Origin of the sequence: Parvimonas sp. KA00067 (assembly GCF_001553085.1) — a bacterium.
Taxonomy (GTDB): domain Bacteria; phylum Bacillota; class Clostridia; order Tissierellales; family Peptoniphilaceae; genus Parvimonas; species Parvimonas parva.
The window spans coordinates 65424-89606 of record NZ_KQ960148.1 but is presented as its reverse complement, the minus strand read 5'-3'; the positions used below and the strand labels follow the sequence as shown (position 1 = coordinate 89606).

Here is a 24183-nt window from a genome sequence, read left to right as displayed (position 1 = left end):
GATTTTAAAGTCATATCCTTTTTGAATTAAAGTAAATTTATTTTATTTTCTTTACATATATTTAGCATTTCATCAGACCAAAAGCTTGATTGCACTTCTCCAATATGTGCTTTTTGTAAAAAGAACATACATATTCTGGATTGTCCGATTCCACCACCAATTGTAAATGGTAATTCATCGTTTAGGAGCATTTTGTGATAGTCTAAGTTTTTTCTATCTTCATTTTTGCTAAGCTCTAATTGTTTTAAAAGTCTTTCTTTATCAACTCTTATTCCCATTGAAGAAAGTTCAAGAGATGAATCTAAAACGGGATTCCAAAATATTAAATCTCCATTTAAATTCCAATCATCATAGTCTGGACTTCTTCCGTCATGTTTTTTACCACTATTTAATATATCACCAATTTTTGTAATAAAAACTGCTTTTTTTGCCCTTGCGATTTTGTGCTCTCTTTCTTTTGGGGTATCGTTAGGGAACATATCTTCAAGCTCTTGTGTTGTGATAAAAAACACTTTTTCAGGTAAGATTTTTTTGTAATCTAAAAATCTTCTTGATAAAAATTCGTCCGTTCTTTTAAATACATTAAAAATCTTTTTTACAATATCTGTTAAAAATTTTTCATTTCTATCTTCGTTTTTTATAACTCTTTCCCAATCCCATTGGTCAACATATACGGAGTGAATATTATCCAAAGTTTCACAAGGTCTTATTGCATTCATATCTGTATAAATTCCTTCGCCAACCGGAATTTCATATTTTTTTAGAGCTATTCTTTTCCACTTTGCTAAAGATTGAACTATCTCAAGTTGCTGTGAATTTTCTTCTTCACTTAGTGAAAAGCTAACAGGAGATTCACTACCGTTTAAATTATCATTTATTCCCGTATTCTTTTTTACAAATAGTGGGGCAGAAACCCTCGTTAAATTTAATTCATTTGCTAAATTTGATTCAAAAAAATCCTTAATTTCTTTAATTGCTTTTTGTGTTTCAATAATGTTTAAGTCTGAGCAATACCCTTTTGGTATAATCACATTGTTCATAAAATCACTCCCTATAAATTTAAAAATATAACATAAATGATACTATAATTTACAAATATTGTCAACGCCATATTGAATTAAAATATTGAAACAAAAAAATAGAGTTGTTAAACAACTCTATAATAATTTCTCGATATATTCAAATTGAATATCCTCGTCTTTCTTTGCATAAGCCATATCTCTTTCTTTTGTAATAGCAATATCATCTACGAAAAATGGTTTAATACTTTCTGTATTTGCTTCTTCATTTACAATTTTTACTTTTACAATCTCAGATAGAGTATAACTATCTACAACAACACCTTTTCCTTCGTTAGTTATAACATAAGTTCCACAAGGTGGAATTTTTTTCAACTTTTCTTCATAGACATTTTGCTCATATTTTAAACAACACATAAGCCTACCACAAGTTCCTGAAATTTTATTTTGATTTAAAGAAAGCGACTGGTCTCTTGCCATTTTTATCGTTACAGGAGCAAATTCTCCTAAAAATCTTTTACAACAGCAAGTTTGTCCACAAGAACCGATAGCACCAACTATCTTTGCATGGTCTCTAACACCTATCTGTCTAAGTTCGATTCTGTTTTTAAATATATATGCAAGGTCTTTAACCAATTCTCTAAAATCAATTCTATTATCAGAAACAAAGTAAAAAATTACTTTTTGATTGTCAAAAGTATATTCACAATCAACTAATTTCATATCTAAGCCATGTTCAATTACTTTTACTTTGCAAATTTCAATTGCATCTTTAGCTTTTTTCTTGTTTTCCGTATGAATATAATCGTCCATACTGTCGGCAATTCTCAAAACAGGTTTTAATGAAGAAACAAGTTTTGATTCTTCGACTTCTCTCGGTGCTATTGCTACATGTCCGTACTCAACGCCACGAGAAGTTTCTACGATTACATTGTCATTTTGATTTATACTAAAGTTGCAAGGGTCAAAGTAATAAATTTTTCCGGCCTCTTTGAATCTTACCCCAACTACTTTTTTCATAGTTCCTCCTAAAAAATGTACATTCATATTATATCATAATTTTCTGCTGAATACTAGATATATAGACTTAATAACGGGAAAACCGACGGGAGAAAATATTCAAAAAAATAACGGACAAAAAGTCCGTCATCTTTTTTGATTTTATTTTAAAACTAGGTAAACTATCAAATATTTATTTTTATTCTCTGTTTTTTAAAACTTCGCTAAAATTCATTTTGGATATTCTATAAAATTGTAATATACTTACAAACGCATAGGTTGCAATAGTTATTAGAACTGATAAAATTACTATTGTAAAAGAAATATAAAGCTCTAAATATCCTGAAAATTTAAGCATAGAGTAGTACATTATTTCTTTTACCACATATACTTCAAGAGGAATTAAAGCTAGCAAACTTATTAAGACTGTTATAGTTATCGGTCGTATATAAATTTTTGAAATTTCTCTGTTAGTATATCCGAAGATTTTTAAATAAGCTATTTGTAAAGTGTTCTTATCAGTTATTATTTTCATAAGGCTATACATAAAACCTGCCAAAAACACTGCAGATAAAAATACAAAAGTATTTATAAGAGGCCCCATAATTTCAGATAATTGTTTGGAAACATCGGTCATTGAATTTTCATCAATTGTAGTTGCGATGTATTTTTCATCAATATCCAATTTTTCATTGCTGAAATAGCCGTTAAAGAATTCTTTTTTTTGTTCTATTTCTTCGTTTAGGAATTCTTTTTTTACAAAAGCTGAAAGAGTAGATGATTTTTTGTAAATACCAACTATTTTATAAGTTTTTTCTTTATCTAACAATTTGCTTTTTATAGTTATTTCATCTCCTACATATTTTCTGAGTTTTTTTGAAAGATATTCACTTACAATGATTTCATTTTTATTTTCAGGCAGTTTTGTATTTTGAAAATATTTTGAATTTTCACTAATTCCTAATAACAATATATCATCATCTGCTTTTCTGATAGGATGATATACACTTGCAGATATTGTTGTATATTTTTCAGCCGTTTTACCTTCAATTTCTATCGGTGCTTTTAAGACATATTGATACTTACAAAATAAATTCTCTTTCAAGTTATTTCCATAGTTATCAAATGTCGGCTTTGCAGAAATACCGAAAATAAATAAGATTGAAGTAATAAAAATTCCAAGTATTATAGCTACATAATCACCTCTATTTGATTTTATAATAGATTTTCTAAAAGACCCCAAAAAATTTTTCTTTATTTTCGATTCACTTTCAGATTTTGATTTTATTTTATTTTTATAATGTTTTAAATTTTTTTTCAAAAAATCTAAAGGTGAAAAATTTAATTTCCTATAGATATATAAATAATTAAAAATCAAAATTATAGAAATTGGAATTATAGTTGTAATTATTAGTGCTTCCAAGTTGAAAGTAGGGGTAAAGTTAGGCAAGTTAAATGATTTGTAGTAAACAGCTTTGAATGAATCTGTAAAATATGTGTAACCTAAAATATTACCTAAAACTGCTGCCAAAAAAGTTATTATTACTGAATTTGCAATATAATTTAAAACAAGTTCCGATTTTTTATATCCATTTGCAAGTAGTATTCCGATTATTTCAGATTCTTCCTGTATTTTACTTACAATTGAAAGTGCGAATATAAAACTTAGTAAAATTACCATAAGACATAGCATTACAATCATCATAGGTCTATCTCCGCCCATGTCGTCTATCAAATAACTTATTGCATTATTGTCTTTTTTTGTAATCTGCTCCAAAACTGTTTTCGATTTATTTGCTGATTTTACTATATCTTTATTTTTTTCGTCAATTTCTTTTTCACTTAAGTTCCTATTATTAAATCTATAAGAAACTTGATATTTTAATTTGCTCTCATTAAAAATATCTTTTTCTTCTTTAGATAGCAATCCTGTTCCGAAATCCGTTGCATTAAATATTAAATCGCTATGTTTTTGAAAGGATGAATTATAATCAGGAATAGAGGCAAATCCTACTATTTTAAAAGTATGTTCCTTATTGTCTTTAAAAAATTCTTTTTTAAATGTTATAGTGTCTCCGATTTTTAAATCATTTGTTTTAGCAAACAAATGATTTATGGCTATTTCATTCTTATTTTTTGCAAGAACTCCTTCATTAATTATAGGAAGATTAATATTTTTTCTATTTGTATAAAGCCTAATCGTCTTTTCATCTTTATTATCCTTATTTTCCTTAATTTTTGCATCAACATAAGGAGATTTTTCGACTTTTACATTTTCATCTTCAATAGATTTTATAATTTCATCTGTCGGATTAAATGCAAATAATAATTTTCCGTCTTCAACAACTCCTTTAGACATAAGTTCATAATATATAGTCTTTATACTTCCTGATGCAACCAACATACCGGAAGTTACGGAAATCATAGAACACATAAGGATAAAAAGCAATAAGTTTTTTGACCATTGAGTTTTTAAACTTCTGAAAATTCTTTTATTTAAGTTTCTCATACTACCACTCCAATTCTTGTGCATCCAATACCTTTTCGTTTTTCATTTCTTTAGATATGACACCATCTTTAAGTCTTATAACTATATTAGACATCTTTGTTATTTCTTCATTGTGAGTTGCAAGAATAATTGTAGTTTCATACTCTTTGTTTATTCTTTGAAGTAGGGATAAAATATCTTTAGAAGTTTTATAGTCCAAAGCACCTGTAGGCTCATCACAAAGCAGTATTTCAGGCTTTTTTATTAAAGCACGTCCGATTGCACATCTTTGTTGTTGACCGCCTGATAATTGTCTAGGATATTTGTTTTTGTGTTCCCACAAACCTAAATCTTTTATTAATTTTTCAATATCCATAGGGTCATTGTGTATAAAAGAACCCACTTGAATATTTTCCGTTACGTTTAAATCCGGAATTAGATTATAAAATTGAAAGATAAAACCTAAATATTTTCTTCTAAAATTTGAAAGGGGATTTTGTTTTAAACTTGAAATTTCACAATTATTTATCGTTATCAACCCACTGTCAATTTTTTCAAGTCCGCCAATAGCATTAAGCAATGTTGACTTTCCCGAACCTGATGGTCCCAGTAGAGTACAAAGTGCTCCTTTTTCTAAAGAAAAATTTATATCTTTTAAAACGGAAATTTTATTTTCGTTTGTACCATAAGTTTTATTCAAATTTTTAACAACTAAAAACATAAATACCTCCATAAAAATTTAATTTTATTACAGCTCAATTATAGCACTTTTGATATACACTATCAAGTTGTTTTATAATGGAAAGGAGTTTATATTCTGATTATTAAATAATTTTTTGCGGTATATTAATTATGTTATAGATGAAAAATATAGTATAATATAGGTAAATTATTTTTAATAAAAAAATTTTTGATTAATATATAAATAGGAGTACATTATGGAGTTTGTTCTAAATTCAAAATTTAAACCTACGGGAGATCAACCGGAGGCTATTGAAAAAATTTCGGATTCGATTAAAAAAGGAAATAAAGAAATAATTTTAAAAGGTGTTACAGGAAGTGGAAAGACTTTTACAATGGCAAATATTATTGAAAAAGTTCAAAAACCAACTCTTGTAATTGCACATAACAAAACTTTGGCTTATCAGCTTGCGAGTGAATTTAAGGAATTTTTTCCTAACAATGCTGTTGAGTTTTTTGTGTCCTATTATGATTATTATCAACCTGAAGCCTATGTTCCACAATCTGATACATATATTGAAAAAGATAGTTCCATAAATGATGAGATAGATAAACTTAGGCACTCTGCGACTATGTCTCTTTTTGAAAGACGTGATGTAATTATCGTTGCGTCCGTTTCATGTATTTACGGTTTAGGAGATCCGATTGACTATGAAAATTTAGTTGTTTCTTTAAGACCCGGAATGATAAAAGATAGAGATGAAGTTATAAGAAAACTTGTTGACATTCAATATGTTAGAAATGATATTAATTTTATTCGTGGAACTTTTCGTGTTAGAGGAGATAGTTTAGAGATTTTTCCCGTTTCTTCTTCTGAAAACAGCATTAGGGTAGAATTTTTTGGAGATGAAATTGATAAAATTTCTGAAATAAATTCTTTAACAGGAGATGTAATTGGAACTCGTGAGCATATTGCAATTTATCCTGCATCTCACTTTGCTACAAGTTCTGAAAAAATAGAAAGAGCAGTCGGTACAATTTCTAAGGAATTGGAAGAAAGACTTTTAGTTTTAAATGAAGAAAATAAATTAGTTGAGGCTCAAAGACTTGAACAAAGAACAAAATATGATTTAGAAATGTTACAAGAAATTGGTTTTTGTAGTGGAATAGAAAATTATTCAGCTCATTTGAGTGGTAGAGAAAGAGGATCAAGACCTTATACTCTAATAGATTATTTTCCTGATGATTTTTTAATTATCGTTGATGAAAGTCATGTTACCGTTCCACAAATAGGAGCAATGTACGAAGGAGATAGAAGTAGAAAACAAAATTTAGTAGATTATGGTTTTAGATTGCCGTCAGCTTTGGATAATAGACCTTTAAAATTTACTGAATTTGAAAATATGATAAATCAAATTTTATATGTTTCTGCAACTCCGGGTAAGTACGAAAAGAGTCATCACTTAGAAGAAGTTGAACAAATTATAAGGCCGACAGGACTTTTAGACCCATTAATTGAAGTTAGAAAAACAGAAGGACAAATTGATGATATAATTGGTGAAGTAAATTCAGTTATAAAAAATGGCGAACGTGTTTTAATTACAACTTTGACTAAAAAAATGGCTGAAAATTTAACAGATTATTTAAAAAATGTAGGAATAAAAACTACTTATCTGCATAGTGATATTGATACAATTGAACGTATGGAAATAATTAGAGATTTGCGTGTTGGAAAGTTTGATGTTTTAGTTGGAATTAACTTGCTAAGAGAGGGTCTCGACTTGCCCGAGGTTAGTTTGGTAATCATAATGGACGCAGATAAAGAGGGCTTTTTACGTTCTGAAACTTCTATGATACAGACTATTGGACGTGCTGCAAGAAATGTGAACGGTAGAGTAATTATGTATGCAGATAGAATTACAAAATCAATGGATATTGCTATAAGCGAAACAAATAGAAGGCGTGAAATTCAAAATAAATATAATATAGAGCATAACATTACACCAAAGAGTGTTAAGAAAGATATTAGAGAAATTATTCAGGCGACAAAGGTTGCTGAAGATATTTCTGAATACAAAACTGAAAATGTTGAAATAACAAATTATGAAAGTTTTATCGCCGACTTGGAAAACGAAATGTTATCTGCTGCAGATTCATTAGAATTTGAAAGAGCAGCGTCAATAAGAGATGAAATAAAGAGATTAAAGGAAATGTGGGGATTAGATGTCTAAAAATACAATTAAAATTAAAGGTGCAAAGGCAAATAATTTAAAAAATATAGATTTGGAAATTCCAAGAGATAAAATGGTTGTTTTTACCGGTCTTAGTGGAAGCGGAAAATCTTCTTTAGCTTTTGATACGATTTATGCAGAAGGTCAAAGGAGATATGTTGAAAGTTTATCAAGTTATGCCAGACAATTTTTAGGTCAAATGGATAAACCTGATGTTGAATATATTGACGGACTTAGTCCTTCAATTTCTATCGACCAAAAAACTACAAACAGAAATCCGAGGTCAACCGTTGGAACTGTTACAGAAATTTATGACTATTTGAGATTACTTTTTGCAAAAATTGGGATTCCAAAATGTCCAAAATGTGGAACGGAGATAAAAAGTCAAAGTATTGACCAAATGGTTGACAGGGTTATGGCTCTTGAAGAAAGAAGTAAAATTTTTGTACTATCTCCCGTTATTCGTGGAAAAAAGGGAGAGCATAAAAAACTTTTAGAAAATATAAAAATTCAAGGTTTTGTTCGTGTAATCATCGATGAAAAAGAATATGAACTCAACGAAGAAATAGAACTTGATAAAAATAAAAAACACAATATTGATATTGTTGTAGATAGACTTATTGTGAAAAATGGAATTGAGTCAAGACTTGCAGAAAGTTTGGAAACAGCTTTTAAGTTTAGCGATAGCATTGTAAAAGTTAAGGTTGTTAATGGGGAAGAAATTTTATTTTCAGAAAAAATGGCTTGTCCAAACGGGCATATTTCATTTGATGAAATTGAACCGAGAACTTTTTCCTTTAACAGTCCTTTTGGAATGTGTGAAGATTGTAATGGACTTGGTAGTCATAAGATTGTTGACCCAGATTTAGTTGTTCCCGATATGAGTAAATCTCTTTTAGATGGCGCGATTGAGTGTTACAATATGACAACAGGGGAAGACGGGTACTACTATAAAATTTTTAATGAAATCATAAAATATAATGGTTTTGATGAAAATACTCCTTTTAAAAATTTGAGCAAGGAAACTTTGGACGAACTTTTTTATGGAACGAATGATAGATGCGTAAAATTTAGATTTGAAAGTAAATTTTCGAATGAAAATAAAGTTTTTAATAAGCCTTTTGAGGGAATTATAAAAAATTTAGAAAGAAGATATAATACAAATCCGATATCGTCTTTTAGGGAAAAGATTGAAACAGTTATGACAGAAAAAACATGTGAAACTTGTAAAGGAAAAAGACTTAATGAAAAGGCGCTTTCTGTTTATATAAGGGATAAAAATATTGCAGATATTACAGATATGTCTGTTGAAAAACTTAATGAATGGTTTTCAAACTTAGAGCTTACTGAAACTGAAAATATAATTGGAGAAAGAATTTTAAAAGAACTTAAAGAAAGATTAAAGTTTTTAAAAGATGTAGGACTTGAGTATCTGACTTTATCAAGGAGTGCAGGAACTTTGTCAGGCGGAGAAAGTCAAAGAATTAGACTTGCAACACAGATTGGGTCAGGACTTGTTGGAGTTGTTTATGTTTTAGATGAGCCGAGTATCGGCTTGCATCAAAGGGATAATGAAAAACTTTTAGGTGCTTTGAGAAATTTAACAAATCTTGGCAATACTTTGATTGTCGTAGAGCATGATGAAGATACAATTCGTCAAGCTGATTATATTGTAGATATTGGACCTAGAGCAGGTATTCATGGTGGAGAGGTAGTCGCTCAAGGAACTCTAAAAGATATTATGAAAAGTAAAAAGTCAATTACCGGAGCATATCTTTCAGGAAAAAGTAAAATAGAAGTTCCTAAGACAAGAAGAAAATATACAGATACAATTAAAGTTTTTGGTGCCAGAGAAAATAATTTAAAAAATATTGACGTTGAATTTCCTATCGGTGTATTCACTTGTGTAACGGGTGTTTCAGGAAGTGGAAAAAGTAGTTTGGTAAATTCAATTTTAAATAAGGAATTGTCCAATAAATTAAACAGAAGTAAACAAAAAACTGGAAAATTTGATAGGATTGAGGGATATGAAAAACTTGATAAGGTTATAGAGATAGACCAAAGTCCTATCGGAAGAACTCCACGCTCCAACCCCGCAACATATACAAAACTTTTTGATAATATTAGAGATGTCTTTGCAATGACAACAAAGGCAAAGATGAAAGGATATACTAAGGGTAGATTTAGTTTTAATGTTCATGGAGGACGTTGTGAGGCTTGTAAGGGCGACGGAACTATAAAGGTTGAAATGCATTTTTTACCCGATGTTTATGTCCCTTGTGAAGTTTGTAACGGACAAAGATATAATAGAGAAACATTAGAAGTAACATATAACGGAAAGAACATTTTTGAAGTTTTAGATATGACCGTTGAGGACGGACTTAAATTTTTTGAAAACCACCCGTCAATAAAAAGAAAGCTACAAACACTATATGATGTCGGTTTGGACTATATTAAAATAGGACAAAGCTCAACAGAGCTTTCAGGTGGAGAGGCACAAAGAGTAAAACTTGCATCCGAACTTGCAAAACGTGGAACTGGAAATACAGTTTATATTTTAGACGAGCCTACAACAGGACTTCATATCGAAGATATAAAGAAATTGATTGAAGTTTTAAATACATTGGTTGAACAAGGAAATACAGTTATAGTTATTGAACATAATCTGGATATGATAAAAATAGCCGACCATATTATCGACTTAGGAGTTGAAGGTGGCGATGGTGGTGGAACTGTCGTTGTAACAGGAACACCAGAAGAAGTTGCTAAATGTGAAAAATCTTATACAGGACAATTTTTGAAAAAAATATTTGAAAAAGAAAAATAATTAATTTTTGATAAACTCTTAAATTACTAATACATCTAAAAAGGTAAACGCATTAATTTGTGTTTATCTTTTTTATTTTATATCTAAAATAAAATGATTTTATTTGCAAAAATATTATAATTATGGTATAATATTCGGGTAAAGTAAAAGAGTTGTTTTAAATATTTTTAATTAACATTATTTAATTTGAATTATACGATTATTTACATTTTGATAACTTTAATTAAGGTAAATAATGCGTGAAATTAAATTCTCCTTTTGATAATTTCTTTAAAGTAAATTTAATTATAAATCGTTAACAATATTTAAACAGTTTTTTGAAATGATTTTAAAGATAAAAGATTACAAAAAAGTAACAAAAACAAAAAAGTTAAAATTTTTTTATAAAAAAACTTGACATGTTTTTTAAAATTATATATAATGTGTTATATAAATCAGATGATTGATTACACTAGATAATTTAAGGTAAATGTTTGTTTAGTTCAAATCCTTTTATTAAGTAACATATCTTTCTTATCGTTGTAGATTTAGACAAGTGGATATGCTACTTAATAAAACCAGATTGACTTGTGATTGTTTTGAAACATATACTTTGTAGTAATTGTATCATTAGAGTCATTTAACTCGATTGGCTTTTGTTTTGTTAAGTAGTTTAGTTTGTAGGCTGGCCGATCGGGTCTATAAATTGTTTTAGTTTTGTACATATCTTCAGTGTACAAGATTATGGAGGAAAACTCTAAATGTATTATGTGAGGTGATTTTATGAAGAAAAAAACAGTATTAGCTTTAGCATTAGCTTCAGCTATGGTAGTGCCAACAGTAGCTCACGTTGCTACAAAAGTTGTTTACGCAGAAGAAGAAAAAACTCTTGATGAGTTAAAGAAAGAAGTAGCAGAAAAAGCTAAAAAAGTAGATGAAGGCTTATCAGTACAAATATTTAAAGATTATGAATCAGAAGCTGCTTTTGAAGATTTGACTAAAGAACAAGTTTTAAAATTTAAAGCTATCGTTGAAGATTTAAACGCTCTTTTAGGTAAAAAAATAGGAACATATGAAGCAAAAGAAAGTGTTTTTGCAGATTTTGGTAAATTAGAAAACAAAGCTTATGGTAACAAAAACTTCTTAGGTCAAGCAGAAAGTATTAAAGAATACAGAAAAGCAAAAGAAAAAGATATTGATGATAATCAAGGTGCTGAAGTTAGAAAAGCAGAAGAAGATTTAGCTGAAAAGAAAGCTGCTTCAGACAAAATACCTAATGATAAATACGCAGAAAAAGCAAAAGCTAGTAGTGAAGTTGTTGCTGCACAAAAAGTTCTTGCACAAAAACAAGAAGCACTTTTAACAGCACAAAATGAATTAGCAACTGAAATTAATGAAATTGAAAATTATCAAAAACTTAACGATCTTATTGAGTCATTTAAAGATAGAGCAGTAAAAGCTGTAGCTGAATTTAAAACAGCTAATAAATTAGAAGCTGAAAAGAATGCTTATGAAAAAGCAAAAAAAGATTATGAAAAATATGGAACAGAAGACAAGCTTAAAGAAGCTAAAGCAACTGCAGAAAAAAATTATGATGATGCAAAAGCAAAAATAGAAAAAGTATTAAAAACAAATACAGAACTTACTATTGAAGACGTAGATAAATATCTAGAAGAAAACCATGGTAATCTTGAAGCAAAAAAAGTTACTTTGATCGAAGGACTTATAGCTAAAGCAGATCTTGATTCTTATAGTGAAGCAAAAAAAGCTAAAGCAGAAATTCTACAACAACAAGTAGCACCAAAAGCTGATGATACAGAATATGATAAGGCTTATACAGCTGAAAAAGCTGCTAAAAAAGCTTTAGACGATGCTACTAAATTAGCTAAAGAAAAAGTTTCTGCACTTGGTATAGCTGCTGATTCAGAATTTTCACAAGATTTTCTTTCTAAGTACAACAATCAACAAGCAGCTCTTGAAGAACTTAAAGCTAAGTTAGAAGAACATGAAGCAGTAGAAGAAGCGGTTGCTATTAAAGTTAAAGAAAAACAAGAAAAATTAGATGAATTAAAGAAAGAATTGAAAGCTGATCCTGAAAATCCAGTAGTTAAAGAAAGAGTTGAAACTGCAGAAAATGATTTAAAAGATGCACAAAAAAAACTTGATGATGCTAAAAAGGCTGTTGAAGAAGTTAAAGGAAATATAGCTAGATTTGAAGCAAAATCAAAAGAATTATTTGAATCTTTCAAGAAATATAATAAAGCTGTTATAAAAGGTGCTACTAAAGCAGAAATGGATATGATAAGAGAAAAATTATTGAAAGAACTTAAAGAATATAATGATTTTGCTAAAGAAAACAACTTACCAACAATTGACATCAACAGCTCAGAAGTAGTTGAAAAATCTTGGAGTAAAGTTGACGGAGTTTGGTACTACAGAGACAAAGACGGAAAAGATGTTTACAAGAACGCTTGGGGTAAAATTAACGGACTTTGGTACAGATTTGATGAAAAAGGTGCTATGTTAGCTGACCAATGGGTTAAAGTTGGCGAAGAATGGTACTGGGTTAACGCAAACGGTAGATTATCTCAAAACGAATGGGTTTATGTAAACAACGAATGGTACTTTGCTAATGCAAGCGGAAGAATCGCTCAAAACGAATGGTTCTTTGTAAATGATCAATGGTACTTTGCTAATCCAAGCGGAAGAATGGCTCAAAACGAATGGTTCGAAGTAGGTGGCGTTTGGTACTATGCAAAAGAAGACGGAAGAATGGCTTGCAATGAAACATTAGAAATTAACGGAACTAAATATAGTTTTGATGAATCAGGTGCTTTAGCTTAATAATTTTCAAAAAAGTTGAGAATAAGTTAAAAAACAAATAAAAGGACACAGTTTTGCTGTGTTCTTTTTTATTTTTAACAGATTAATTTGTATTATTTAAATTTTTTTGTTTTTGGGTATAATACTCATACAGCGTAATTATTAGATGATTATTTACATTTTTAGGAGGAAAATAAAATTCTAGACTATAATCGATAAAATTAAAAAAATGCTTAATAGTTTCGATTATAGTCTATAAATTTATTGATTTATGTTTTATTTTCGTTTATAATAGATAAAAGGAGATGAGCATATGAATTATATTACTAGACCTAAATATATTAATAAAATAAAAAAATTTATAGATAAGCCGATTGTAAAAGTACTAACAGGAATGAGAAGAGTAGGAAAATCAACCCTTCTATCGATTATTAAAGATGAAATGTTAATTAATGTTGAAAGTGAAAGAAAGATATATTGCAATTTTGAATCTATGAAATTTCTAGAAATTAATAATTCGATAAAATTTTTAGAATATTTAAAGCCTTATTTGAAAAACTCAAACAAAAAAATGTATTTTTTTTTCGATGAGATACAGATGGTTAAAGATTGGGAAAAAGTTGTTAACGGATTGTTAGTAGATTTTAATTGTGATATTTACATTACAGGTTCAAATTCAACTTTAATTTCAGGAGATATTTCTACTTTACTTGCTGGACGATATGTAGAATTTGAAATTCAGCCATTTACATTTAGTGAGTTTGTTTGTGTTTTTAAAGAAGAAAATTTATCGAAAGAAGAATTATTTGATAGATTTATAAAAATAGGGGGAATGCCTTTTTTAAAATATTTTAATTTAGAAGAAATGCCAAGTTATAAATATTTAACGGATGTCTATAATACAGTTCTTATAAAAGATGTTTTGGAATATAATAGTATAAGAGATGTCGATTTGTTTAATAGAATTTTATCTTATGTAATTGAAAATATAGGTATGAATTTTTCTGCGAATAGTATAAAAAAATATTTTAAAAATGAAAATAGAGATGTTTCAGTTGATACAATTTTAAATTACTTGGAATATTGTAAAAAAGCATTTATTATAAAAAAAGTTTCAAGATATGATACTTTCGGGAAAAAACTTCTTAAAGTTGATGAGAAATATTATCTAACAGACCATGGATTTAGACAGGCTGTGGGATTTTCTAATATTAAGGATATTGAGCGCTCTCTTGAAAATATAGTTTTTATTGAATTGATTTCAAGAGGATATAATGTTGAAGTTGGTAGAGTAAAAGATAAAGAAATTGATTTTATCGCTAAGAAAAATGAAGAAATTTTTTATTATCAAGTTTCTTATTTAATGCCGACAGAATCAACAAGAGAAAGAGAATTTGGTGCATATAAGTTTGTAAATGATAATTATCCAAAATTTGTTTTGTCACTCGATAGTTTTGACTTTAGCCAACAAGGAATAATTCATAAAAATATAATAGATTTTTTATTGGAAGATTTAGATTAATTTAGGAGGAGAATATGCAAGAAAAATATATGTTAATATTAACAGATACTTTTGAAGAGATTGAGGCGCTAACTCAAGTTGATTTTTTGAGAAGAGCTGATATAAAAATTGATATGATTTCGATTACCGGAAAACTTCAAGTAACAAGTAACAGAGGAGTAACTGTTTTAGCTGATGATTTAATTGAAAATATAAGTTTAAAAGAGTATGCCGGAATAATTATTCCGGGCGGACTTCCTGCAGCTTTTGATATTAGAGATGATAAAAGAGTTTTGGATATTGTAAAGAAATTTAATGATGAGAAAAAACTTGTTTCTGCAATTTGTGCAGGGCCTTGTGTTCTTGCAAAAGCTGGTGTGTTATCCGGTAGAAATGCAGTAATATTTCCGGGAATGGAAAGTGAGTTGTTAGACGCAAATGTAAAAGAAGATGCAATTTGTATTGACGATAACATAATAACTGCAAGAGGAGCAGGGCTTGCTTTAGAATTTGCATATACTCTTATTAGAAAGATTAAAGGAAAAGTTCAAGAAAAACAAATTCGATTTGCATCTGTTGACCATTTGCTTAAGAGTTTTATCTTAAAGGAAGAAAATAAATAAATGAAAAATGAAAAAATAGAATTTAATTCGATGAGACTTGAAGAGCTTGAAGATTTATTTTTGAGTTTAGGAGAAAAAAAGTTTAGAGCTGAACAATTTTTTAGATTTATGCACCAAAAGAAAAATTATGAGATAGAAAATTGTAAACAACTTCCTAAAACTTTGATTGAAAAACTTAAAGGTATCGGATATATAAATACTTCAACAATTTACACAAAGTACGAATCGAAAATAGATAATACAAAAAAATATTTGATAAAACTTTTTGACAACAGAATAATAGAAACTGTTTTTATGGACTATGGTAGTTACTGTACTGTTTGTATTTCAAGTCAGGTCGGTTGTAGAATGGGTTGTACTTTTTGTGCATCTACAAAGGAAAATTTTAAGAGAAATTTAACTTCGGCAGAAATGTTAAACCAGATTTATTTAATAGAAAACGATTTGAATTTAACTGTAAATAATATCGTAATTATGGGAATTGGTGAGCCACTTGATAATTATAAAAATGTAATTGGCTTTTTAAAACTAATAAATTCTGAAAAAGGAAAAAATTTATCTCTTAGAAATATTACAATTTCAACTTGTGGTTTGGTTCACAATATTTATAAACTTGCTGATGAAAAGTTACCGGTAACACTTACTATTTCACTTCATAATCCTTTCCAAAAGGAAAGAAGAGAGATAATGCCGATTACAGATAGTTTTTCTATCGATGAGATATTAAAGGCTTGTAAATATTATTTTGATAAAACTTCAAGACGTGTTAGTTTTGAATATACGATAATAAAAGGACAAAATGATACAAGAGAGCATGCTTTGGAATTAAAAAATATTTTAAAAGGATTAAATTGCCACATAAATATAATTCCATTAAATTCCATAAAAGAATTTGACGGAGTTGCTCCAAGTACGAAATACATTTACGCATTTAAGTCAATGTTGGAAAATTATGGAATAAATGCAACGATTAGAAAAAAACAAGGTGATGATATAAATGGAGCTTGTGGACAACTTCGACAAGGTGTATTAGAAGATGAAGATTAAACTGACTGAGTAGGTCAGTTTTTTTATGTAAAAATTTTTAAATTAATTAATAAATAAATATTTATTATTAAAAGTTTTTATAATTTGATAATTTTATTATTTGTAAATATCAATATTTACTAAAATTAATTATATAAAAAATTTATATATATGTATTTTATATAATAAGTAATATTTATTGATAAATGCTTATAAATATTGAAATTTTAATAAATTATAAAATAAGAAAAAATTATTTAGGCTATCAAATCAAATTTTTAAAATAATTATTATTGTGCTATAATGGGTAAAGATTAAATAATCTTTAATGATTATAAAGATTATTTATATTTTAAAATTGGAGGTTAGTATGAGTAAGTTTTATGAAGAGGCATTATTATTTGCCGAAAAACATATTTTGCCTTATGCAAAAGAGATTGATGAAAAGATGGAATTTCCTGTTGAATCTTTTAGAGAAATGGGGAAAGCTGGATATTTTAAATTGATGATTCCTACTGAACTTGGGGGATTAGGAAAAGGAATGACAGAGCATTCTGAAGCATGTAGGGCTTTTGCTAAAAGTAGTGCAACAGCCGGACTTTGTTATATGATGCATAATGTTTGTTTAAGTATTGTTTTGAAATATGCCAGCGATGAGCTAAAAAGCAAAATTGTTAAAGATGTTGTTGAAAATAATAAGTTTTTAGGATTTGCTTACTCAGAGTTTGGATCAGGTACAAATTTTTATCGACCTGATATTAAAGCTGAGTTTAATGATAAAGAAGTAATTTTAAATGGAACAAAGAGTATGGTTACATCTGCTGGACAGGCTTCTTATTATATATTACTTTCTTCTTCAGAATCAGGTGAAGGAATTGACAACTGGATTGTTCCTATTGAAACTGAAGGTGTTGAATTTAAGAAAAGTGAATGGAAAGGTTTAGGAATGAGAGGAAATGTTTCTTGTCCTATGGAATTTGTAGATGCTCATTTGCCAAAATCATATAGAATAGGTAAAATTGGAGATGCTATGACTCATATTTTTGAAGTTGTTGCACCTTTCTTTATTACAGGTTTAGCTTCAGTTTATACAGGTGTTTGTGAAGCTGTTCTTTCAGAAGCGTTAAGTCATGCAACAAATAGGAAACATACTTTTGGTTCTAAACTTGCAGAATATGAAACTGTACAAACACATATTTCAAGAATATATTCTCAAACTAATGCTGCAATCTTAGGAACAAAAGAAGCAGCCAGAGCTGCTGATGCCGGAGAAAGTGATGCTATAGTGAAAATTATATCAGCTAGAATTTTTGCGTCAGAGGCTGCTATTGAAGTTGCAAGATTAGGAATGAGAGTTGGCGGAGGAAAAGCTTATAATAAAATGGGAATAATGGAAAGACTTTTAAGGGATTCTTATGCAGGACAAATTATGGCTCCAAGTGTTGATGTTTTGATTCTTTGGTTAGGAAGAGCTCTTTTAGGATTACCTTTAATCTAAATTTTAATTTTTTAATAAATAAGCTTTTTGCTTAGATTTATCTTAAATATTTAAAAAATAGGAGAAACATATATGAATAAATTAAAAGTCGGTGCAGTAGTTTATGCACCTAGAGTAACCGTTATTTGGGGAATAATCGCTGATTTCTTTAAAGGAGAAGGTTTTGAAATTGAACCTATTTATTATAAAGATTATAGATCACAAGTTGACGGACTTATTAAAGAAGAAATTGATGTTGCTTGGAATTCTCCTCTCGCTTGGTTGGATGCTAATTTAAGAACTAATGGGAAAGCATTAAATGGTTCTATGAGAGATACAGATAATGATCGTTCAACATATTTGGTTGTAAAAAAGTCTTCAAATATAAAATCTATGGAAGATTTAAAGGGAAAAATAATAGGTTTTGGAGCTGTTGATTCTCCTCAAGCCAGACTTATACCGATATATAATTTACATCAACATGGTCTTGAATTTAAAAAAGATTATGTTGAAAAAAGATTTGATATAGGAATTGGACTTCATGGAGATCATGTTGGTGGAGAATTGGATTCTGCAAAAGCTATGATTAATGGTGAAGTTGATGCAACTTGGATGTTAGATTTGAATTATGATGCATGGATATTAGATGGAACTATTGACAAAAATCAAGTTGATATAATTTATAAAACTCCTTTTTTTGATCATTGTATTTTTTCAGGAAGACCTAGTCTTGAAGTTGAAAAATTTGAAATGTTTGCGAAAATTTTACACAAAATGGATTACAACAATCCTGAACATAAAGAAATGATGGATATGGAAGGTTTAAAAAAATGGGTTGTTGGTAGAACAACAGGATTTGAGCAAATAAAAAATGCAAATGAATATATTAATTTTTTAGAAACTTTTTATAAGTAGGTATGAGATGAAAAAAACTTTTAAACCATTTACAACTTCTCTTATAGGAAGTCTGCCAAGAAGTAAAGAGGTAATGGCTTTGAAGAGAAGATTAAAATTTGATGTTGATTATAAAAAGGAATATGAGGATTTAATAAAAATTGAAACTGAAAAATTGGTTAAACTTCAAGAAAAATATTCAATAGATATAATAACTAATGGAGAATTGGCAAGAGATAATTATGTTTCTTTTGTAGCAGATAAGATAGATGGAGTTGTTATGATGAATATGGGCGATATGCTTGAATATATAGACGATAAACAGGCGTTCGAACAAATCTTGGAAACACTTGATGTTCCATCTGTTAGTATAAAAAATGCTATTTGTAATGGCGTTTTAAAATATAATAAAAGTTTAGTTTCTGATGAGATAAAATTTTTGAAAAAAATTACAACTTGTTCTGTTAAAGCAACTCTTCCTGGACCGTATCTTATGACAAGATCTATGTGGCTTCCGGCTCTTAGCAAAAAATTTTACAATAGTAAAGAAGAATTAGGTAAAGATGTAATAAAAATTTTAAAGCAAGAGATAGATAACTTAATAGAAGCTGGTGTTGATATAATTCAATTTGATGAACCTGTACTTACAGAAGTTGTTTTTTCTGAAGGGAAAACTCGATCTTTTATGTGTGCTGCTCTTTCTGAAAGAAAAGATCCTACAGAAGAGTTGATATTTGCAACTAGTTTGATAAAATGCGTTATGGATTATATGAAAGATAAACCTATACTTAGTTCACTTCATGTTTGTAGAGGAAACTGGAGTAAGAATGAGAGTATTTTGCTTGAAGGACCATATACTCCTCTTGTTCCTCTTTTTGAAGAAACATCTCCCAATATTTTGGCACTTGAATTTTCGACTCCTCGTGCAGGAGAACTTGATTCTTTATTATCAAGTGAAAAAATTAAAGAAAATTCAATTCTTGCACTTGGAGTTATAAATCCTAGGACAGACGTGATTGAAACAGCACAATCAATAATTGATAGAGCTAAAGAAGCATTGAAATTTATCCCCAAGGAAAAACTTTGGTTAAATCCGGATTGTGGCTTTGCTACTTTTTCAAATAGACCTGTAAATACATTTGAAATAATTGAAAAGAAGTTGGAACAATTACAAATAGCTAAAAATGCTTTAAGGGAAATGTATGAGTAGTTTATATGAATCATATAATTATGATGCTTCTTACAGGGCTATTGTAAGTTATAACGATGTTGTAAAAGTTTTTACAGAAAAAGATTTTATTGAAGTAAATTCTCAGATAAGTTTTGATATAGAAGATAGTAATAAAACTTCTTTTAATTATTTTGCAAGCTCAATTATTTCGGGGATAATTCACAATTTAATTTTTGTTTCAAAAAAACTTAATATAAAATTAGAGGATATTGAGGGAAAAATTAAAATAAAATTAAAAAATCCACTGACAATATTAGCTGTTAAAGGCTATTCAGAGGAAGCTAAAATTGATAGTTGTGATATCATAGTATATTTATTTTCAGATCTTGAAGATGATGAGTTAGTTGATTTTTGTAAGAAATCTTTAAATAGTTGTTTTATTTATAATACACTCAAGGATGTAATGGATATTAATATAAGATTTATTCCAATTTTATAAAAATATTAATAATAGACTTCAAATTTTTAATAAAAAGATTAATTATTTGAAGTCTTTTTTGATAGATGTTTTTAACAATATTAAAATTTATTAATATAGATTTTTTTATATTTTATGTAAAAAATTACAAACTAAATTAATTTAACAATTATGAAAAACGTTTTTTAAAATTTCTTTAAAAACTATTGAATTGTTTTTATAATAATGGTAAAATATATGTATAGTTTAAATATAAAATTTTTAGGAGGCGTATTATGGTAGAGAAAAACGTTACAATAAAAAATGAAACAGGTTTACATGCAAGACCTGCAGCATCTTTAGTTCAATTTGTTAAGAAGTTCGATGAAAGCATTGAAATTATTTTAGATAACAAGGTTGCAGATGCTAAGAGTATTTTTAATGTTATGAGCTTAGGTATTTCTAAGGGTACTGAAGTTACATTAAGAGTTGATGGGGAAAATGAAGAAAAAACTTTGGAAGAAGTTTTTAATTTCATTGAAAATTTAGCTGACTAATTTTTGAAATATAGCTTCTCTTTTTGAGGAGCTTTTTTTGGTGGTGCGTTATGAAATTGTATGAGGGATTTTCTGTTTCTGACGGAATAGCTTATGGCAAGGCGATAACTGTTTGTTATGAGAGAAAATTTGTTCGTGATGAAATTTCTGATTGTGAGAAAGAAAAAGAAATAGCGAGATTTGAAAGTTTGTTGTCAAGTTATTTGGAGTCTGAAAGGGTAAAGGCTGTTGACAAAAAACTCGAGAGTCTATTGAATGTTCATATTGAACTTATAGACGACCCGTATTTGAAAAATACGATAAAAAATAAAATTTTAGAAGAAAATAAGTCTTTAGAAAAGGCGATTGAGGAAACTTTTAATCAAATTTGTTTTGAGTTAAATAATCTTGAGTCTGACTATATGAGAGATAGGATTTATGATTATATTTCTATTCAAGAAGAGTTTATTAGGACTTTAACTTCAGCAAAAGATGTTGAAATTACTGAAAATAAATTTATTTTATTTATAGAAAATTTATCTCCTAAAATAATTGATAAGTATAAAAATAGATTGCTTGGAATTGTATCTACAAATGGTGGAAAGACTTCTCATGCGTCTTTGTATGCAAAAAATTTACAAATTCCTTATATGATTTGTGATTCTTTGGATTTGAAAGAATTAAAAGATGAGAATTTTGATTGTATTTTAGACTGTGATAGTGAAAAAATATTTTTAAGTCCAAATGAAGATACTATCAGTTGTTATAAAAACTTACTTAAATCATCACAAAAAGAATTTTTAGATACTAATATAGTGAGAACAAGAAATAATAGATATATTAGAGTTTGTAGTAATATTTCAAGTTTTGAAGAATTTGAAGTTTCATTAAAAAACGGAACAGACGGCTGTGGATTGTTTAGAACAGAGTTCTTGTATATGTCTGACGATTCTCCGACTGAAGAATATCAATTTGAAATTTTTAAAAAACTTGCAGAAAGTACAGATAAACCGATTATTATTAGAACTTTTGATATTGGTGCTGATAAAAAGTCTAAATTTTTTAGATTAGATGAAGAAAAGAATCCGTTTTTAGGACTTCGTGGTTTTAGAATTTATAAAGAGTTCCATAAGGAGCTTAGGAAACATTTAAGAGCAATTTTAAGAGCATCAGCTTTTGGAAATTTAAAGATTATGATTCCTATGATAACTACTTTGGAAGAAATTTTGTGGATAAAAAATGAAATATTAAAAATCAAAGATGAATTGAAAGAAGAAAGAGTTGATTTTGATGAGGATATTGAATTTGGGATAATGATTGAAACACCGGCATCTGTTTTTCTTTTTGATATTTTAGTTAAAGAGGTTGATTTTGTAAGCATTGGAACTAATGACCTTGTTCAATATATGCTTGCTTGTGATAGAGAAAATTCCAAGATGCAACTACTTTATGATTGTTATGACCCTTCTGTTATTCGTTCTATTCATAGGGTTGTCGATATTGCACATAGAAATGGAAAGAGAGTTTCTATGTGTGGAAATTTTGCAAGTGAATTGGACGCTGTTGAGCTTTTAATTTTACTTGGAATTGATGAATTTAGTGTTACTAATGATGTTTTACAAAAAATAAAGAAGAGAATAAAATTGTTCGACCAAAATAATTATTTAGACTTCTTTGAAAATATAAATAAGTTTAAAACAGGACGTTCTGTACTATATTATTTTGACAACAAATAGAACAAACCTAGCAAATATTAAGTTATTGAAATATTTTTGTAATGTTTTTGTAACTTTTTTTGCTTTTTTTACTACATTTTGTAATTTTTGTGTTATAATAATACCGATGATTAATTAAAATAAATTTGAGGTGATATTTTGTTAGAATTTATAGAAGTAAATAAAACATATACAAATGATGTTTGTGCTTTGAAGAATCTTAGTTTTAAAATAGAGGACGGAGAGTTTGTGTTTTTAATAGGAGCAAGTGGTGCAGGAAAAACAAGTATCATAAAAATGCTTTTAAGAGAAATTAAACCTACTTCAGGGCAAATAATTGTTGATGATGTAAATATAGTTAAATTGAGAAATAGAAAAATTCCACAACTTAGAAGAACAATGGGAGTTGTATTCCAAGACTTTAGATTGTTAGAGGGAAAGACGGTTTTCGATAACATAAAGTATCCATTACAAATTCTAGGTGTTTCAAAGAAAGAAATTAACGAAAGAGTAACTGAACTTTTAGAATTAGTTGGACTTTCTGATAGAGCGAATGCATTCCCTAATCAATTATCAGGTGGGGAACAACAAAGAATTTGTATTGCAAGAGCCATTGTAAATAAACCAAAATATTTAATCGCTGATGAGCCTACAGGTAATTTGGATCCTAATACTTCAGAAGAAATTATGAAGGCGCTGTTAGATGTAAACGCAAGTGGAACTACTGTAATTGTTTCTACACATGATAAGGATATAGTTAATAAACTTAAAAAGAGAGTTATTAGTATGAATCATGGAGAAATGGTAAACGATGAAGAGCATGGAGGTTATTTTGATGAGTTCAATTAGAAGATTTTTCTCTGCAATAGGAGAGGGCTTAGTTGGTATTTGGAGAAATAAATCTATGGGTGTTGCATCAATAGTTTCTATTTGTTCGATGCTTTTAATCCTTGGAGGAATTACTTTTGGGGTTTTTGTTGCAAATAATATTGTAAATGATATGAAAACAAAGGTTGACCAAATTGATATTATTTTGGAACCGGAAGTTGCTCCTGCTAGAGTTAGAGAGATAAAAAAAGAATTACAAAAAATTGAAAATATAAAAGATGTTAAATATGTTTCAAAAGAAGAGGCACTTTCTAAAATGAAAGAACAATGGAAAGAAAATTCATTTCTATTAGATGGAATGGAATCTGCGCTTCCTGAAAGTTACGAAGTAAAAGTTGAAAGTATAGAAAATTCAACAACTGTTGCATCAAGTATTTCTAATATAAAAGATGTTGAAAAAGTTGTTTATTATAAGGATATAGTTGACAAGATAACAAAGATGTCTCAAATTGTAAAATATGTTGGGATTTCATTAGTAGGCGTACTGTTATTAGTTAGTTTCTTTATAATGTCTATAACAATAAAACTTACTGTTATTGCAAGAAGAAAAGAGATAAGCATAAAGAAGTACATAGGAGCAACAAATATGAGTATAACGGGACCTTTTGTTGTCGAGGGAATGGTACTGGGTTTGCTTGGTGCCGGAGTATCTTTTTCTATGATATTCTTTGCTTATAAATATGTTTATGAAAGTCTTACTTGGGGAATCGGAAATATATTTTATAACTATCTTCTACCTTTAAATACATTTGGATATTATGTAGCCGTTGCATATTTTGGAATAGGTATAGGTATTGGAGTTTTAGCATCAATATTCTCAAGTAGAAAGTATATGAAAGTATAGGTGA

Annotated in this window: 18 protein-coding genes; 14 read left to right on the top strand and 4 right to left on the bottom strand. The window is 28.5% G+C overall.

Annotated elements, in window-relative coordinates; all coding sequences use genetic code 11:
• Positions 1–26 precede the first annotated feature (26 nt).
• The 4 genes from asnA to HMPREF3181_RS03385 all read right to left on the bottom strand — a co-directional run bounded on the left by asnA (position 27) and on the right by HMPREF3181_RS03385 (position 5227).
• Positions 27–1040 (bottom strand): aspartate--ammonia ligase, encoded by a 1014-nt coding sequence (gene asnA, locus HMPREF3181_RS03400; protein ID WP_068473005.1) that lies wholly within the window; start codon positions 1038–1040, stop codon positions 27–29.
• A 117-nt stretch (positions 1041–1157) separates the two neighbouring features.
• Positions 1158–2039, bottom strand: a complete 882-nt coding sequence (locus HMPREF3181_RS03395) for a PSP1 domain-containing protein (protein ID WP_068473003.1) — start codon at positions 2037–2039, stop codon at positions 1158–1160.
• 178 nt (positions 2040–2217) lie between these two features.
• Entirely contained in the window at positions 2218–4527 is a 2310-nt protein-coding gene (locus HMPREF3181_RS03390; RefSeq protein ID WP_068473000.1) for an ABC transporter permease, read from the bottom strand.
• A gap of 1 nt (position 4528) precedes the next feature.
• On the bottom strand, positions 4529–5227 hold the full coding sequence (locus tag HMPREF3181_RS03385) for an ABC transporter ATP-binding protein (protein ID WP_068472996.1): 699 nt from the start codon (positions 5225–5227) through the stop codon (positions 4529–4531).
• A gap of 217 nt (positions 5228–5444) precedes the next feature.
• Between HMPREF3181_RS03385 and uvrB the strand changes: the two genes are divergently transcribed.
• From uvrB to ftsX, 14 genes are all read left to right on the top strand, one after another.
• On the top strand, positions 5445–7418 hold the full coding sequence (gene uvrB, locus HMPREF3181_RS03380) for an excinuclease ABC subunit UvrB (RefSeq protein ID WP_068472993.1): 1974 nt from the start codon (positions 5445–5447) through the stop codon (positions 7416–7418).
• Positions 7411–10245 carry an excinuclease ABC subunit UvrA gene (uvrA, locus tag HMPREF3181_RS03375; protein ID WP_068472989.1) on the top strand — a complete coding sequence of 945 codons (2835 nt, stop codon included), beginning with the start codon at positions 7411–7413 and terminating at the stop codon, positions 10243–10245. Before uvrB ends, uvrA begins: the two co-directional genes overlap by 8 nt.
• 762 nt (positions 10246–11007) lie before the next feature.
• Positions 11008–13068 carry a hypothetical protein gene (locus tag HMPREF3181_RS03370; RefSeq protein WP_068472986.1) on the top strand — a complete coding sequence of 687 codons (2061 nt, stop codon included), beginning with the start codon at positions 11008–11010 and terminating at the stop codon, positions 13066–13068.
• A gap of 292 nt (positions 13069–13360) precedes the next feature.
• Positions 13361–14569, top strand: a complete 1209-nt coding sequence (locus HMPREF3181_RS03365) for an ATP-binding protein (protein ID WP_068472983.1) — start codon at positions 13361–13363, stop codon at positions 14567–14569.
• A gap of 14 nt (positions 14570–14583) precedes the next feature.
• Complete coding sequence (locus HMPREF3181_RS03360; protein ID WP_068472980.1) at positions 14584–15171, top strand: DJ-1 family glyoxalase III; 588 nt, start codon at positions 14584–14586, stop codon at positions 15169–15171.
• Positions 15172–16218: a dual-specificity RNA methyltransferase RlmN gene (rlmN, locus tag HMPREF3181_RS03355; RefSeq protein ID WP_068472977.1), complete on the top strand. Its 1047-nt coding sequence runs from the start codon at positions 15172–15174 to the stop codon at positions 16216–16218.
• Positions 16219–16567: 349 nt separating this feature from the next.
• Positions 16568–17695, top strand: coding sequence for an acyl-CoA dehydrogenase family protein (locus HMPREF3181_RS03350; protein WP_068472974.1), 1128 nt, complete (start codon positions 16568–16570; stop codon positions 17693–17695).
• 72 nt (positions 17696–17767) lie between these two features.
• Positions 17768–18589 (top strand): phosphate/phosphite/phosphonate ABC transporter substrate-binding protein, encoded by an 822-nt coding sequence (locus tag HMPREF3181_RS03345; RefSeq protein WP_068472971.1) that lies wholly within the window; start codon positions 17768–17770, stop codon positions 18587–18589.
• Positions 18590–18596: 7 nt separating this feature from the next.
• Entirely contained in the window at positions 18597–19778 is a 1182-nt protein-coding gene (locus HMPREF3181_RS03340) for a cobalamin-independent methionine synthase II family protein (RefSeq protein WP_068472968.1), read from the top strand.
• Positions 19771–20238: an OsmC family protein gene (locus tag HMPREF3181_RS03335; protein ID WP_068472965.1), complete on the top strand. Its 468-nt coding sequence runs from the start codon at positions 19771–19773 to the stop codon at positions 20236–20238. The genes HMPREF3181_RS03340 and HMPREF3181_RS03335 overlap by 8 nt, the downstream gene beginning before the upstream one ends.
• Before the next feature lie 254 nt (positions 20239–20492).
• Positions 20493–20753, top strand: a complete 261-nt coding sequence (locus HMPREF3181_RS03330; protein ID WP_068472963.1) for an HPr family phosphocarrier protein — start codon at positions 20493–20495, stop codon at positions 20751–20753.
• 50 nt (positions 20754–20803) lie between these two features.
• On the top strand, positions 20804–22468 hold the full coding sequence (ptsP, locus tag HMPREF3181_RS03325) for a phosphoenolpyruvate--protein phosphotransferase (protein ID WP_068472960.1): 1665 nt from the start codon (positions 20804–20806) through the stop codon (positions 22466–22468).
• A gap of 138 nt (positions 22469–22606) precedes the next feature.
• Positions 22607–23296: a cell division ATP-binding protein FtsE gene (ftsE, locus tag HMPREF3181_RS03320; protein ID WP_068472957.1), complete on the top strand. Its 690-nt coding sequence runs from the start codon at positions 22607–22609 to the stop codon at positions 23294–23296.
• Entirely contained in the window at positions 23283–24179 is an 897-nt protein-coding gene (gene ftsX, locus HMPREF3181_RS03315; protein WP_068472954.1) for a permease-like cell division protein FtsX, read from the top strand. The genes ftsE and ftsX overlap by 14 nt, the downstream gene beginning before the upstream one ends.
• Positions 24180–24183: the final 4 nt, after the last annotated feature.

What these genes read in the sequence shown, in the direction of transcription:
- asnA (WP_068473005.1), bottom strand. Translation starts at nt 1,040, where the DNA reads ATGAACAATGTGATTATACCAAAAGGGTATTGCTCAGACTTAAACATT.
- HMPREF3181_RS03395 (WP_068473003.1), bottom strand. Translation starts at nt 2,039, where the DNA reads ATGAAAAAAGTAGTTGGGGTAAGATTCAAAGAGGCCGGAAAAATTTAT.
- HMPREF3181_RS03390 (WP_068473000.1), bottom strand. Translation starts at nt 4,527, where the DNA reads ATGAGAAACTTAAATAAAAGAATTTTCAGAAGTTTAAAAACTCAATGG.
- HMPREF3181_RS03385 (WP_068472996.1), bottom strand. Translation starts at nt 5,227, where the DNA reads ATGTTTTTAGTTGTTAAAAATTTGAATAAAACTTATGGTACAAACGAA.
- uvrB (WP_068472993.1), top strand. Translation starts at nt 5,445, where the DNA reads ATGGAGTTTGTTCTAAATTCAAAATTTAAACCTACGGGAGATCAACCG.
- uvrA (WP_068472989.1), top strand. Translation starts at nt 7,411, where the DNA reads ATGTCTAAAAATACAATTAAAATTAAAGGTGCAAAGGCAAATAATTTA.
- HMPREF3181_RS03370 (WP_068472986.1), top strand. Translation starts at nt 11,008, where the DNA reads ATGAAGAAAAAAACAGTATTAGCTTTAGCATTAGCTTCAGCTATGGTA.
- HMPREF3181_RS03365 (WP_068472983.1), top strand. Translation starts at nt 13,361, where the DNA reads ATGAATTATATTACTAGACCTAAATATATTAATAAAATAAAAAAATTT.
- HMPREF3181_RS03360 (WP_068472980.1), top strand. Translation starts at nt 14,584, where the DNA reads ATGCAAGAAAAATATATGTTAATATTAACAGATACTTTTGAAGAGATT.
- rlmN (WP_068472977.1), top strand. Translation starts at nt 15,172, where the DNA reads ATGAAAAATGAAAAAATAGAATTTAATTCGATGAGACTTGAAGAGCTT.
- HMPREF3181_RS03350 (WP_068472974.1), top strand. Translation starts at nt 16,568, where the DNA reads ATGAGTAAGTTTTATGAAGAGGCATTATTATTTGCCGAAAAACATATT.
- HMPREF3181_RS03345 (WP_068472971.1), top strand. Translation starts at nt 17,768, where the DNA reads ATGAATAAATTAAAAGTCGGTGCAGTAGTTTATGCACCTAGAGTAACC.
- HMPREF3181_RS03340 (WP_068472968.1), top strand. Translation starts at nt 18,597, where the DNA reads ATGAAAAAAACTTTTAAACCATTTACAACTTCTCTTATAGGAAGTCTG.
- HMPREF3181_RS03335 (WP_068472965.1), top strand. Translation starts at nt 19,771, where the DNA reads ATGAGTAGTTTATATGAATCATATAATTATGATGCTTCTTACAGGGCT.
- HMPREF3181_RS03330 (WP_068472963.1), top strand. Translation starts at nt 20,493, where the DNA reads ATGGTAGAGAAAAACGTTACAATAAAAAATGAAACAGGTTTACATGCA.
- ptsP (WP_068472960.1), top strand. Translation starts at nt 20,804, where the DNA reads ATGAAATTGTATGAGGGATTTTCTGTTTCTGACGGAATAGCTTATGGC.
- ftsX (WP_068472954.1), top strand. Translation starts at nt 23,283, where the DNA reads ATGAGTTCAATTAGAAGATTTTTCTCTGCAATAGGAGAGGGCTTAGTT.